We start from the raw sequence: 12,995 nt of genomic DNA, 5'->3' as shown, positions 1-12,995 counted from the left end.
TAATATGAAGAATAAATTTTTAACGTCGGAAGGCATTCAATCTTTAATTCAAAACAAAATATACAAAAGTGCCAAAATGGTAAGTTGTATAAATATTCAAAAAAATATTCCGTCTCATATCGACTTGGAAAAAGCAATATATGAAGAATTAAAACAAATCGGTTTAAATGATAAATACGATTTTTCAGAAATAAATATTTTAAAAAATAAAAATGCAATTTCTCTTATTGCAAAAACCAAAGCAGATGCGGTTTTGAGAATATTTTTTGAAAATATTTGTTGCGGGTATCCAAATTCTCTTAATTATGAAATAATCGGAAAAAATGAATCTTATATTTATCGCCCCCTACAACAATGTGTCGGTTATATTGCAATAGCAGGAAAAAACAAAGACCATCTTCAATTCTTAACACATCAACCAGAAATCAATGACATAAAAGACTTACCGAGACCTAATAAAAAAACAGTTTTAGCAATTTTAAGTCTTGACCATCCCCACGCAGAGGGCAATCACATACCTGCCCTCCAAAAAATGCAACAGTTTATCCAAGTAAAACGAATTTACAGTACAAATAAAAAAAAGGCTTGTCCTTGGTGCCGTGTTTTTGGTGCCGCTCATTCCGATAATTTAAAAGAGGTTTTATCCGATCCGGATATTGATGCGGTTCTCATCACTTCCAAAAACAATGAACACACAGAGCTTATAAAAATGGCTGCCGAGTATGGTAAAGATATTTTTTGTGATAAACCGATTGTAACTGAAGAAAAAGATTTAAAGATCATTGCAGAAACAGTAAATAAAAATCATATTATGTTTATAACGACTTACCCGGTCAGACTGCACCCGTCTGTTTTAGAAGCAAAAAAAATAATCTCAAAAAATAAAATAGGAAAAATCCGTGCAATCATGGCAACAAACCATGGCTGTATGTATACACCAAAAACACCTGACTGGGTAAAAAATCCGAAACAAAATGGTGGCGGTTCTATTATGGATCATACCGTACATGTTGCAGATACCATAAGATTTTTAACAGGAAGAGAATTCAAAGATATTATGACAGTAGCAAGTTCTTCTTTACAAAACATTGAAGCAGAAGATATTTCCGTATCACATGGTACGTTAGATGACGGAAGTATTTTTCAAATAGACAGCTCATGGTCAAGAAAAGCCGATGATCCTGTCTGGGGAGATGTGACTTTTAAGATTGTCGGAGAAAAAGGGGTTATATGGCTGGACCTTTATAACAATAACTGTATTGAGATCTTTTCAGGTAATAAAATAGAAAAACTATATCCAAACAGTTTATTACATCAACATGGACTAATTTTTTATGAATATGTAAAACAAAAAAACTGGAGAAAAAAATCACAAAATGCCGACCTGATTGACGGAATAAGAACTATGGAATTGGTTTTTGCATCATATTCTTCCGTTAAAACAGGAAAGAAAACATTCGTAAAAAAAACGGATTTTAGTTGAGCCATTTCTAACCGGTGCTTACATTCTTCATTTTTTTATGCTATAGTAACTCATCATGCACATACTTAAACTTATCCTTATCGGCATTGTACTCGGCATTGCCAATTTGATTCCCGGCGTATCCGGAGGAACCATGGCTGCCGTATTCGGCATATACGATTCGCTTATCGAACTTATCGGCTTAAACGTCAAAAAAATCATCGCTATGCGGAAATTCTGGATTCCCCTTGCAATCGGTATAGCTTCGGGAATATTGATTTTCAGTAAACTTATAAACCGTTTTTTGGAGCTCTATCCTCTTGCAGCCCTCTGGTTTTTTATGGGAATTATTATAGGAAGCCTGCCCTTTATCGCTTCGCAAACCTATAAAAAAATGCAGCTTCTCGGCTGCGCGACCGGTACAAATGTACAAAAAGACGGGCAAACATGCAAGCCCTGCGCTTTTATACGCTACGGTTCGGCCGGAGCAGTCTTTTTTGCAGCCCTTGCCCTGATGCTCGCAATGAAATACGCCAACCGCTCGCAGTTTATGCATGAAGCGCAAACAGTTTTGAGCGCAGCCTTATCGATAAAGCTGTTTATCTGTACCGCCCTTGCCGCCGCGGCGATGATTATCCCCGGTATATCGGGCTCGTTTTTAATGGTGATATTCGGAACCTACAATACCGTTATCAAGGCGGTTGCGGATTTGAATATCGCAATTCTGATTCCCGTTGCCCTCGGAGCCGCTGCAGGTCTTTTGGGAGGAGCTGCGGTAATCAGAATCCTTTTAAAACGATTTCCCGCCCACACCTATGCGGCAATTTTAGGCTTGGTTGCAGGTTCCCTCGCAGTTCTTTATCCGGGGCTTCCGGCACACAATGAATTGATTCTTTCGATTGTACTCTTTGTTGCAGGCTCTGCCGCCTCATACATAAGTTCACGCACTTAAGCACACCGGCGGCTTAAGGCAAGAATATCCAAAAAACGCTCCATAATTTTAAACGCTTCGGGGGTTAAGCTCGCCTCATCGTCATAAGGGGTATGCATTAAACGCCATGTGCGCGGAAGCTGTTCGCTTAACAAGAGGGCTTCGGCGGGGTCTATACCCGCCTCGCGTAAACGGGCAGCCGTTTCTTGGGAATATACAAAGCCCGCACCGTGGGCGGCAACTCCGCGGTTCATAACGGCACGCTCAAAGGCCTTGTCCTTTTGCAGCCGGCGCATATAGACGGATGATTCATCGGAGGGAAGCACGGTAAGAGCGACTGCGGGAATACCGCAGGCTAAAAAACCCGCATTGTCACTGTAAGGAACCGGAATACATATATGTTTTCCCGAAGACGCTTCGGCCGCCAAAGCACAGGCATGGTCGAACAAAAAACCGAATTTTCTTGTAAAGGCCGAAGATGCGGAACTGTTTTTCCCGGCTGTCGAAACGGCCAAAACATCGCCCCGCCCGCATCCGTCAAGGACATATACTTCATCATCGGTGATTCCCAGTTTTTTAAAAAGGGCTGCAAGAGCGAAAGCACCCTGCATTTCACCCTCATGCCGATTATCCTGCGCGGACGGAAGACCGCCCAGCTCTTCTCCGTCGGTAAATATAAGCCTCATGTTATGTACACCGCCGGGAAGAACTAAAGAACCGCGTGAAAGACGGCGGGCAAAAGACAACACCTGATAAACTGCGGCGGAGTTATCGTTTGCCCCCGGAGTAATAAAGGAGCCGCCCTTACCGACTGCACGGTCGTAATGAACCAGCACCGTTTTAATTTTAAACAGAGAATTGTATGCTGCCGAAGGAAATCTCAGGCACAGATGGACACAGGCTCCGGTTGAAATAGGATAAAAATCTATACCCGATTGTTTGAACGCGCTTTCCAAAAAAAGTCTGCGGTTGCAGCCGGGAGCAATAAAATCTTTGAATTCCTGAGGTAAAAAAGACATAATGCGAGGATAAACAAATAACCGCCGCGGCATTTTTCGGCAGAACGGCGGTTTTATTTTTAGACCCGGAACTTCCGCAAACAAGGATTATGTTCCGGACAAACCGATTCGTTTTTCAGCGAATCGGTAATTTCAATAAGCGGCTTCGCCTGCGGGACGGTTATATGCAGGACGCGGGCGCGGATTGCGCGGCTTATCTTCCGCTTCATTTACACGGATACGTCTTCCTTCAAATTCGGTACCGTTTAATGCGGCTATCGCTTCGCGGGCAGCAGATTCTTCAGCCATTTCCACAAAGCCGAAACCCTTTGATTGATCCGTAAAGCGGTCTTTAATAACAACCGCGGATACCACTTCACCGTACTGAGAAAAAGCGTTTTTTAAAGAATCTTCCGTAGTACCGTAATTCATGTTACCGACATAAATTTTTTGAGCCATTTTCATTCCTCTCGGACGGTAAAATACACCCTGTTTTCCCCGTCCCGTTATTTACATACTGCCCAAGACAGCAAAACCACGTTCGCTTGAGACTCCCGTATGTAACCTGAAACAACATGAGTACACGGATATAGTTTTTAAGAAAACGTATGTTATATTTAAGCGTACTACGACTTTCATCTCCTGTCAAGTAAGTATTGCCCTATTCCGCCGATTTTGTTACTATGTTATGTATGATAAAAGCGGAAATCAACGACATGGTTTTAAAAAAACGCATTGAAAGCCTTGAAAAAGACGGTATGACCGTTTTTATAGCAGCCGACGGCCTTTTCCGCGGAGCCCTGTTCCACGGTACCCGTTTTGTAAATCAAATGCGCGCCCAGCATAAAAGCGGCATATTGGAAACCATGATTTTGGGACAGGCAAGCCTTTGTGCCGCCCTTATGATTCAAACCATGAAGGGGCGCGAACACTTGAAATTCCGCTGCGATACAAACGGACCTCTGGCGGGGTTTTCGGTAGAAGCCGACTCTGCAGGCTATGTACGCGGCTTCCTTTTGCAAAATATGATTCCCATCGATAAGCCCCTGGAAAGCTGGGATCTTGCCCCCTTTTTCGGAGAGGGAACAATCAGCATTACCCGTTATCCGGAAGCACACGAAGGTAAGGCTCCTAAAGTTCAAACGGGAGTGGTTGAAATAAAACACCGCAATATCGCGCAGGACTTGGCCTGGTATTTTCACCAATCCGAACAGATTTATACGGCCTTCAATACGGGCATACAGCTTGACAAAGAAGGACGTGTGATCGGAGCGGGAGGCTTATTCGTTCAGGTAATGCCGTCCCAAGGAGGCATATCTTACACCGCCCCAAAAAACGCTCATCCGGCCCTCAGCCGACGGGAAGACCGGGACGATTTAATACGGCGCATGGAAAACGCTTTTACAGCATGCCCGCCGCTGGGACAGTGGTTTTCCGAAAAGGGAAACCGCGAAGACATCATCTACGGTTTATTCCGCGAATTCAATCCTCAAGCGGTGTTGGAACGCGATATTGTTTTTGACTGCCCCTGCTCAAAAGAGCGGTATATCGAGTCGATACGCACACTGCCGAAAGCCGAATTGGACGATATCAAAAGCGGTAAAACCGACCCCATAGAGGTTGTCTGTCATAACTGCGCAAGCGTATATAAGATTCAAGTGAGTGAGCTGTGATTAAAAAAATATTGAGAATTTGTCTTATCCTGATTGCATGCATTGCACTTTTCAGTGCGGCGGTAAATATCTACACGGTATGCTATGCGGCCCCCTATGTCTTTACCTCTCGAAGCGAACTTAAAAAAGCTGCGGCGGACAATGGCGGTTACACTGCTCTCGTGCTGGGGGCCATGGTACACGGAAACCGTTTGTCAACCGTATTACAGGACAGGGTCGATGAGGGAATCGACTGTTATAACGAGGGAATAAAAGACGGATTTTGTACCGCCCTCCTTTTATCGGGCGATCACGGCAAAAAATGGTACGATGAAGTCAATGCTATGCGCCTCTATGTACTTCGAAACAATCCGAACATAGACCGAACCCGTATCTTTCTTGACCATGCAGGCTTCGATACCTACGACAGCTTATATCGTGCACGCGAAATATTTAAAGCCGAAAAGCTTATCGTTATAACCCAAAAGTTTCATGCCTACCGCGCAGTATACATAGGGCGAAAATCCGGTTTGGAAGTCTATGCCCTCGCACTGAGCGAAGATAAATATGCCGACCGCCTGCGGTTTGCATGGGCGCTGCGCGAATATTTGGCGCGTGTAAAAGCCTTTGCGGACACGGCGGTACAAAGAAAACCCCGCTTTCTCGGCGAGCCCATTCCCGTAAGCGGAAGCGGCTTAAAAACCTGGGATATCTTTGAAGATAAATAACTGCGGTTACCGCAGTTATCGGGAATATACCGATTCCCTAAGCAATGTTTACTCACCGTTCGTATGAAAAACAGCTTTGCTTAAATCCGCATTTTCCGTTTGCCCGCCAATGTCGGCAATATTGCCGCTTCGTAAATAATACACATACGTTTTTACTTTTGAAAAAGCCTTATTGCGGATAACCGAAGCCGCGCGGCGGTAAGCGGCAAGCTGTAAAACATAATCATCAGGATTTTCGTACGCATCCGTTTTAAAATCGAGCACCGTTACAATGCCGTCTTCGCTTTCAAAAATCAAGTCGATTTGTCCGTTTAAAATAAGATAAGCCGAATCGGAAGCGGAGCGGGAAACGGTGTCAAAGAGGCGCAATTTAAACGAATACTCGTTTTTGCGCCATACGGCGCTTTGGGCCTGTTTTCCCAAATCGGATTGAATAAAGCTTTCGGCCATTTTTTTTGCGGCGGCATAAACCGTCTTTTTTTGCGCTTCACTGAGAGCATAGACGGTTTCGGGCGGAACCCGAGGTTCAAGGCCGGTAAAAGCCGCTTCGGTAAAGGCATGGGCAATCGTTCCGAAATGATTATATGCAAATTCTCCGTTTGAAAACGAGCGCACTATATCGTCCACCTCGGAATATGATGCCCCTTCCCGCGCATCGGGAGCAGGAGCAGCTGTAAAAAAAACGTCGGCGGAAGCGGTATCTTCGGCGGACGAGACAGCTGAATACGCCAAAGAAAGCTGCGAGGGGCTGCGGTAGGGACTTTCCGAAACGGGAGTTTGAATACAGGGGATGTCATCGTATACTGCTTTGAGTGCGGCTATGCGTTCAGCGGTATTTTTTTGTTTTTCCGAATCTTTTTCAGCGGCATTTTTATCGCTAAGTTTGAACATATCTTCCCTGTTCATAAGAGGAATACGGTTCAGGGTAAACGGAAGCTCCTGCGGACGGTCTTTAAAATCCGCACAGAGGGAAACGATAACAGGCAGCAAAAAGGAGAAAAACGTATCCTTGGGAACGCATAATTCGGGATTCGTAACGGAATAGCCTTCGGCATTCTTTTTCGCTTTTTGAGTCCAAGCGGTAAACAGGGCTGCAAGTTCATCCCGCAGGAGAAAATCGTCATTGCCTGCATATTCCGCATGTTCATCCGACAGGGCTTCCAAAACGGTTTGTGCATCTTTATTTAAAGTATAAGAAGCGCATATATAGACTTCGCGTTCGGCACGCGTAAAGGCGACATATAAAAGGCGGCGCAATTCGGCTTCGGCTTTTTGTTTGAGTATATTTCCCATCGAATCGAAAAAAATATTTTTTCCGCACTCGCGTATACTCGTAACAGGAGGAAAATTAAACGATATATTTTTATCCGTATCCACATAGAGTTTATCTTCGTTTATTGTACCGCGCCCCCTTGATGAAGCGCCGCAGATAAACACAATAGGGAATTCCAACCCCTTGCTTTTATGAATACTCATTAAGCGCACGGCACCGGAGCGCTCAAGCGGAATATCGGTATCCTGAAGTCTGTCCCGATTAACCGACAATTCGGCAAGGGTTTCTATAAAAGCGGCCGGTTTTTTTCCGTTTAAATCGGCGGTGCGCGCAAGTTCGTACAAATAATCGTACAGCTCGGCAAAAAGCGCACCGTCTTCCGTATACAGGGTTTCATAGCGGTATCCGGCACGGTACCAAAGTTCATCGATAAGATCGGTACAAAGAGAATCGGCGGCACACAGGCGGACACGATTGTACAAATCCAAGCCCGAGTTAAAGCGCAAAGCTTCTTCTCCTTCAAGAACCCTCCCCGTTTCTTCCGTAAAAAGCATCGAAAGACTTTCGCGGGGAATTCTTTGTGCAGCTTCCATACAGGATAAAACGGCCCCGTGCGAAAGCCTGACAAAGGGAGAAGCAAGAACGGCCGCAAATGCATGAAAATCGCGAGGATACACAATTAACCGTAAAAAATAATATATGTCGTTTACGGGCGCATCCGAAAAAAAGCCGGTTACGGTTTCGGAACTATAGGGAACGCCCTGTAAACGCAAATGTTTTTCGTATAAATACTGGCGCGAATATGAACGGAACAAAACCGCTATATCTTCGGCCTTCGTTCCCTCACGGATAAGAGAGGCGATTTTTGAAGCGGTAAAAACGGCTTCATTTTCATCCGCACCTATACCTTCTTCCGTGTCGCCGTCTTCGGTCTCCTCTTCATCCGGCAATCCGTTTGTACGCAGTAAAAAAAAGTGAATCGGCGCACAAAAATCTTGCGAAGAATCTTCTTTACGTCCTGCAAGGGCACGCGTATATTCGGCTTCAAAAAGCGGAAACTCGGCTCCGGGTAAAAGGCTTTCTTTTTGCAAAAAAACGGCATAGGGACTTTTTTCAGCCGTATTCGGTCTATCGGAATACCCGCCGAAAAAGCGGTTAAAGGCTGCAATAAGCTCAGGCGATGAACGGTAGTTTTTAGCAAGAGAAGCTCCCCTATCCGATAAATCGGCTTTTAATTTTCTGAACACCGAAACATCGGCACCGCGGAACAAATAAATCGACTGTTTTTCGTCTCCTACAAAAAACAATTTATCGGGGCATAAATCCGCTGCTTTCGGTACGGATTTTTCATTCCGCTCCGGACGTTCGGCAAGCAAAAAAAGCATATCGCGCTGCTGCCGGTTATTGTCCTGAAACTCGTCTATCATAATACAGCGGCTCCGCTCTTTTTCGCTTCGGCGGAACTGCGGCTGTTCAATTAATATTTTCAGGGCAAGAGAAGAAATATCGGCAAAAGCAAGGGTACCCGAAACACGTTTCCACCCGTTTACCCGTGATTCAAATTCGGTCAACAAAGGAATAAGAGAGCACATATCCGAAAAATGCAGCACATAATTTGCCGCAGCCGACAAAGAAGCATAGGCACTGCGAAGAGCCGAAACAAAGGGCTTTTTTTTGCCCACAGCACGGCCGCTTTTAAGGGTATACAGGCTTTCAAAAAAAGCGGTTAATTTTGTACTCAGCGGGGCGCTCGGTTCGTCTTTTTCACCGCCTCCGGTTTTATTACGGAAAGCGCAGAGAAAGTTAAAAATAAAATCCGAAGACATGCTGTTTTCTTCGAGAACCCGTATAAGTTCTTTAACGGATAAACGTGAGTTTGAACGCTCATCTTCTTTAGCCGAACCGGCAAGTTCTGCAAGGCAAGATACGTTTTCTTCGACAAGGGCCATGCCGCTTTTCCAGCTTTCCGTGATGATGTTAATTTGATTGTCTATAGCCCTTTCGAAATCAAAGGGATCACCGAGAACCGAATAGCGTAAAACGGCGGCCGCAAAAAAATCGCGGGCTATCGCATCTACGGAAGAAAAAGAGCATAAGCTTTGCAGGGCCTGATTTTTTCTGTGCTCCAGGGCAAATAAAAGGGCCTCTTTGGAAACGTATTCTTTTATTTTTTGAACATCGGTAACAAAGTCGGGACGGATACCGTACAAACGCGAACAGGAGCGCAAAACGGAAGCGCAGTAAGAATCCATCGTTTGAATGCGCGCTTTGTGAAAGTCCGCAAGGGCTTTTTGAGCAAGAGCATTTGAAGGCGCAAGCGTTTTTAAAGTTTTGTAAATACGTTCATACATTTCAGAGGCGGCTTTATTTGTAAAGGTTAGCGCGAGTATCGATTCAATATCATAGCCCTTGTCGACAATCAAGTGTACAAAGCGGCGCGCAAAAACAAAGGTTTTTCCGGAACCCGCCCCCGCCGCAATGACGGCATTGTGCGAACACATAACCGCTTGTCTCTGTTCTTCATTTAAGCCCTCCTCCAAAAGAGGATGTAAGCTTTGAGTTGTCTGCGCGGCTGTCATGATTTTCTCCCTAAATTATAAGCGGTACGGCACAAAGCCTTGTAAGCGCAATCTGCGCAGGTTTTATAGGGCACTTCGCTCCCGTCGGGAAAATGTCTTCGAGCGCGAATATCCGTAAAAAGAGGTAAATCCGCCTGCAAAACAGAGGCCGTGTATGCCTGTGCAGCCTCTTCAAGCGCCTGTAAAGTTCCGTCCACCGAAGAAACACCGTCGGCATAAAATCCGTCACGCGGTAAAATACGGGTACTGCAGTAAGGCTTTTTTTTACCCGTAACGGGAGAAACAAGCGAACCGACAATAACCGAGAGTTCTTTTTTGTGTATGCTGAAAAAAGCCGCCGTATCGATTTTCGTATGAGCACCTGCATGTGCACCCCCGTGTGCGTTTTCATAGAGCCTTATATAGGACGCAAGCTGAAAATCGCTTAATGTTCCTTCAGGCAGTTTTATGCATTTCGTAAATTTCGGCACCTTTCCCGTTTTAAAATCAACAATGCACACCGAGTCGTCCGCCGCATTTGTCAGCACACAGTCAATTTGTCCTTTAAAAAGGGCGTTTTCACTTTCAAGCTGTAAGGCTTTTTCCGTATCGCATACCGAAAACCCCGAAAACCAACAGATAAACTCATAAAAAAAGTCCGTCAATTTTTGCACAATGGAAGCTTCCTGTATACGAAAGCTTTCGAGCGTAAGCGGGCTTACATCGTTTGTAAGGCGGCAGGAAGCGGGAAGGCCCTCTATGACTTCGCGGGTAAAGGTTTTAAGAGCAAAAAGCGTATCGGAAGGGATTTTTCCGTCTTCCAATAAAAGAGGAAGAGCCTTCTTTTTATAAGTATTAAGGACGCGCTGTATAATTTCGTGGTACAGCGTTCCTATAAAGACATTGTCAATAAGCGAAGCATCGGCAGTGTATTCTCGGATACGAAGAACACGGGAAAAAAGCCAGTAAAGCGGACAGGTATAAAAAGAGTTTAAATCGCTTGCGGACACCTTGATTTTACCCGAAACCGGATCGCACGCATATTGCAAGATCCGTTCCCGTATAATATCCGATGACAAAACGCTTTTTACGCAAACGTCTTCGCCGGCCTTAAGCGATGCCCATGAAAAAAATCCTTCTTTTTGAACCGAATGTAAAAACAAAGGCCGAGCCGATACACCGCGCAAAAAAGAACGCTCGGCTGCAAAAAAATCCGCCGAATCCGCATTTTTAAAACTCTCGGTCTCAATCCCGGCATCCGAAAGACAGCCGTCAAACACGCTGTGGGCAATCGCATAGCCTGAAAAACTTTCGCGTGAACAAGCCGCCCTCAAAGGCAGAGCGGAATGCTCGGCATAGAGGCGCACAAAAAGAGGAGAAACGTCGCGGTCGCATATACGCAAATCGAAACGCTTTGCCTCATTTAAAAACGAAAGCGGTCTGTATACGGTATTCAAAGCATTTTGAGAAGCATTGATAACAATATGGCATTTAAAGGGCGCTGCGGCTGCAACCCGGTAGGAAAAAACGCTTACCCCCCGATCGGAACTTTGCGCAAGATAATCCTTTGAATCGAGTACCGAAACAAAAAAATCAAGCACCTTTGAACACCGTGCGGCTTCCGGATAATCGGCTTCCAGCTCGGCAAGGGAGGAGAGCTCGCTTATACAGCGGCTTACAATGCGGTCGCTTTCTTTACTGAATAATTCGGGATTAAAAAAGGCGGCCGCAAAGGCAAAATAATGCTCCCTGAGTTTTCGAAAGCTTGAAGCGTCTGCAACAGCTTTTACATATTTTTTTAATTCGCGGTACAGAGTTCGGGCCCGTTCTTCGCCCGGCGTTTTCGAAAAAGCCTGCTCCCACACATCAATATTGTCGTAAGAACACAGACAATTGTGCTCAATACCGAAGGCGATAAGCTGATTGACAGCCGTTTTATCCTTCCACGGAAAAGCGGGATCGGTCAAAAGGGCGCGAACCGAATCGAAAGAAAAAGATTCGTTATAACAATTCCGTATAAGGGTAAATAAACCGCCGCCCGGATAGAGGCTCAGCTTTTTTCCCGAACGAAGCCGGGCCGGAATATTGTAGAGGGAAAGTTCGCGCATCACATAGGGAATAAGATTTTCCGAATCGGGAATACTTAAGGCAATATCGTTCCAATCAAACCGGGGACGGGAACCGTCTTTCGGCGCACAGAGAGAGCGGATAAACAGGGCGGTTTTTCGCAGTTCGGTGCGCGTATTTGAATATTCGGTAAAACGGCAAAGCGCGGTATCAAGGGGAGAAGCCGGCACATTGACAAAAGAAACGTGAGGACTTTGTTCGAGCAAGAGGCGGTATTCTTCAAAGTCCTGTAAAATTTCGGGATAGACAATAACGTACTTTTTCCCCTCGTCCTTAAACGGCGGCATTTCCCATGCAGGCTCAAAGAGCGAATGCGTATCCAAAAAAGAACGGTAGAGCGTTTCAAGCTTATATAAGTCTTCATCTTCGGCATCGCAAGAGAGAGAACTTTGTCCGCGTTTTTTTTTCCACAAAGCAAGCTGAGGTAAAAGAGAAGCCAGCCAGTCGGCAAAACCGGAAGCAGAAGCTGCATAGGTTTGCGGAATAAGCGAAGAAAAAAAAGGCTTTTGCGCATTCGATTCCAAAAGCTGTAAGGCAAAAAGACGGCGCAAAACGGCGGGAATGCTTTTTTTATCCTGATGAACCGCGCGCACCGCCTCGCTTTTAAAGCGGTCCCACGCGGTAAAGCGCTCAAGGGCAAGGGCTTCGGTAAACCGTAAAGCATAATCGGCCCAGCAAGAAGCGGCAATATCGGTCGGAAATACAAAGAAAACGGAAGCATCTCCTATATGTTCTTTTAACACAGTTTCCACAGTTTGCATCGTTTTCCCCGCCTCCGCCCATGAGTATAGCACGGGAAGAACTGTTTTGCAATCATTCAGCCTGTATGATTTACCCTTTAAAATCCTATAAGATGTGCTATAACAAATAATATTTTGCGCGAATATCTCGAACGCAAAACCAAGGAGGTAATCAATATGTTAATAGCCGAGTACAGTTATGAAACTGATATAGCGGTTCAGAGAGCCGAAGAAAGACAGATAGCCTTTGCCGAAGGAATTGAACAAGGTATCGAACAAGGATCGAACAAGGTATTGAACAGGGTATTGAACAAGGAATAGAACAGGGTATCCAACAGGGGGCATATCGAACGAAACTCGAAACGGCAAAAATGATGAAGCTCGAATCCTTTGATACAAATATGATTGCAAAGATGACCGGCCTCTCGAAAGAGGAAATCGAAAAACTGTAAAGCACCGGATAATTCAAGCGGGCAGCCCCTTATGCTTTGCCGAAAAGCACGGAAAGTTAAAGGGGATTTTCCGC

8 protein-coding genes and 1 pseudogene are annotated in these 12,995 nt (G+C 45.1%); 5 read left to right on the top strand and 4 right to left on the bottom strand.

The window, feature by feature from the left end:
- Positions 1-4 precede the first annotated feature (4 nt).
- Together V1L52_RS06300 and V1L52_RS06295 are read left to right on the top strand one after the other, a co-directional pair.
- Complete coding sequence (locus V1L52_RS06300) at positions 5-1,483, top strand: Gfo/Idh/MocA family protein (protein ID WP_428771722.1); 1,479 nt, start codon at positions 5-7, stop codon at positions 1,481-1,483.
- A gap of 55 nt (positions 1,484-1,538) precedes the next feature.
- Positions 1,539-2,414: a DUF368 domain-containing protein gene (locus V1L52_RS06295; RefSeq protein WP_428771720.1), complete on the top strand. Its 876-nt coding sequence runs from the start codon at positions 1,539-1,541 to the stop codon at positions 2,412-2,414.
- Here V1L52_RS06295 and V1L52_RS06290 read toward each other — a convergent pair.
- Entirely contained in the window at positions 2,411-3,412 is a 1,002-nt protein-coding gene (locus V1L52_RS06290; protein ID WP_428771718.1) for a M28 family peptidase, read from the bottom strand. The two genes, V1L52_RS06295 and V1L52_RS06290, sit on opposite strands and share 4 nt — an antisense overlap.
- 132 nt (positions 3,413-3,544) lie before the next feature.
- Entirely contained in the window at positions 3,545-3,850 is a 306-nt protein-coding gene (locus V1L52_RS06285) for an RNA recognition motif domain-containing protein (RefSeq protein WP_428771716.1), read from the bottom strand.
- A 233-nt stretch (positions 3,851-4,083) separates the two neighbouring features.
- On the opposite strand from V1L52_RS06285, the gene V1L52_RS06280 reads away from it, so the two are divergent.
- Together V1L52_RS06280 and V1L52_RS06275 are read left to right on the top strand one after the other, a co-directional pair.
- Positions 4,084-5,064, top strand: a complete 981-nt coding sequence (locus V1L52_RS06280; RefSeq protein ID WP_428771714.1) for an Hsp33 family molecular chaperone HslO — start codon at positions 4,084-4,086, stop codon at positions 5,062-5,064.
- The gene (locus tag V1L52_RS06275; protein ID WP_428771712.1) at positions 5,061-5,771 is read left to right on the top strand and encodes a SanA/YdcF family protein; all 711 of its coding nucleotides are present in this window, start codon (positions 5,061-5,063) and stop codon (positions 5,769-5,771) included. The genes V1L52_RS06280 and V1L52_RS06275 overlap by 4 nt, the downstream gene beginning before the upstream one ends.
- A gap of 48 nt (positions 5,772-5,819) precedes the next feature.
- On the opposite strand, the gene V1L52_RS06270 is transcribed toward V1L52_RS06275, so the two are convergent.
- Both V1L52_RS06270 and V1L52_RS06265 read right to left on the bottom strand, forming a co-directional pair.
- On the bottom strand, positions 5,820-9,623 hold the full coding sequence (locus V1L52_RS06270; RefSeq protein ID WP_428771710.1) for a UvrD-helicase domain-containing protein: 3,804 nt from the start codon (positions 9,621-9,623) through the stop codon (positions 5,820-5,822).
- A complete protein-coding gene (locus tag V1L52_RS06265; protein ID WP_428771708.1) occupies positions 9,620-12,490 on the bottom strand; it encodes a PD-(D/E)XK nuclease family protein in 2,871 nt (956 codons plus the stop codon). The genes V1L52_RS06270 and V1L52_RS06265 overlap by 4 nt, the downstream gene beginning before the upstream one ends.
- Before the next feature lie 99 nt (positions 12,491-12,589).
- Here V1L52_RS06265 and V1L52_RS06260 point away from each other — a divergent pair.
- A pseudogene (locus V1L52_RS06260) lies at positions 12,590-12,921 on the top strand (hypothetical protein); the annotation flags it as partial.
- Between the last annotated feature and the right edge of the window lie 74 nt (positions 12,922-12,995).

Origin of the sequence: Treponema sp. HNW (assembly GCF_050320395.1) — a bacterium.
In the GTDB taxonomy this organism is placed as follows: domain Bacteria; phylum Spirochaetota; class Spirochaetia; order Treponematales; family Treponemataceae; genus Treponema_C.
The sequence above is the reverse complement of the archived record's forward strand: the minus strand, read 5'-3'. Positions and strand labels throughout refer to the sequence as shown.

What these genes read in the sequence shown, in the direction of transcription:
- V1L52_RS06280 (WP_428771714.1), top strand. Translation starts at nt 4,084, where the DNA reads ATGATAAAAGCGGAAATCAACGACATGGTTTTAAAAAAACGCATTGAA.
- V1L52_RS06270 (WP_428771710.1), bottom strand. Translation starts at nt 9,623, where the DNA reads ATGACAGCCGCGCAGACAACTCAAAGCTTACATCCTCTTTTGGAGGAG.
- V1L52_RS06290 (WP_428771718.1), bottom strand. Translation starts at nt 3,412, where the DNA reads ATGTCTTTTTTACCTCAGGAATTCAAAGATTTTATTGCTCCCGGCTGC.
- V1L52_RS06295 (WP_428771720.1), top strand. Translation starts at nt 1,539, where the DNA reads ATGCACATACTTAAACTTATCCTTATCGGCATTGTACTCGGCATTGCC.
- V1L52_RS06300 (WP_428771722.1), top strand. Translation starts at nt 5, where the DNA reads ATGAAGAATAAATTTTTAACGTCGGAAGGCATTCAATCTTTAATTCAA.
- V1L52_RS06265 (WP_428771708.1), bottom strand. Translation starts at nt 12,490, where the DNA reads ATGCAAACTGTGGAAACTGTGTTAAAAGAACATATAGGAGATGCTTCC.
- V1L52_RS06285 (WP_428771716.1), bottom strand. Translation starts at nt 3,850, where the DNA reads ATGGCTCAAAAAATTTATGTCGGTAACATGAATTACGGTACTACGGAA.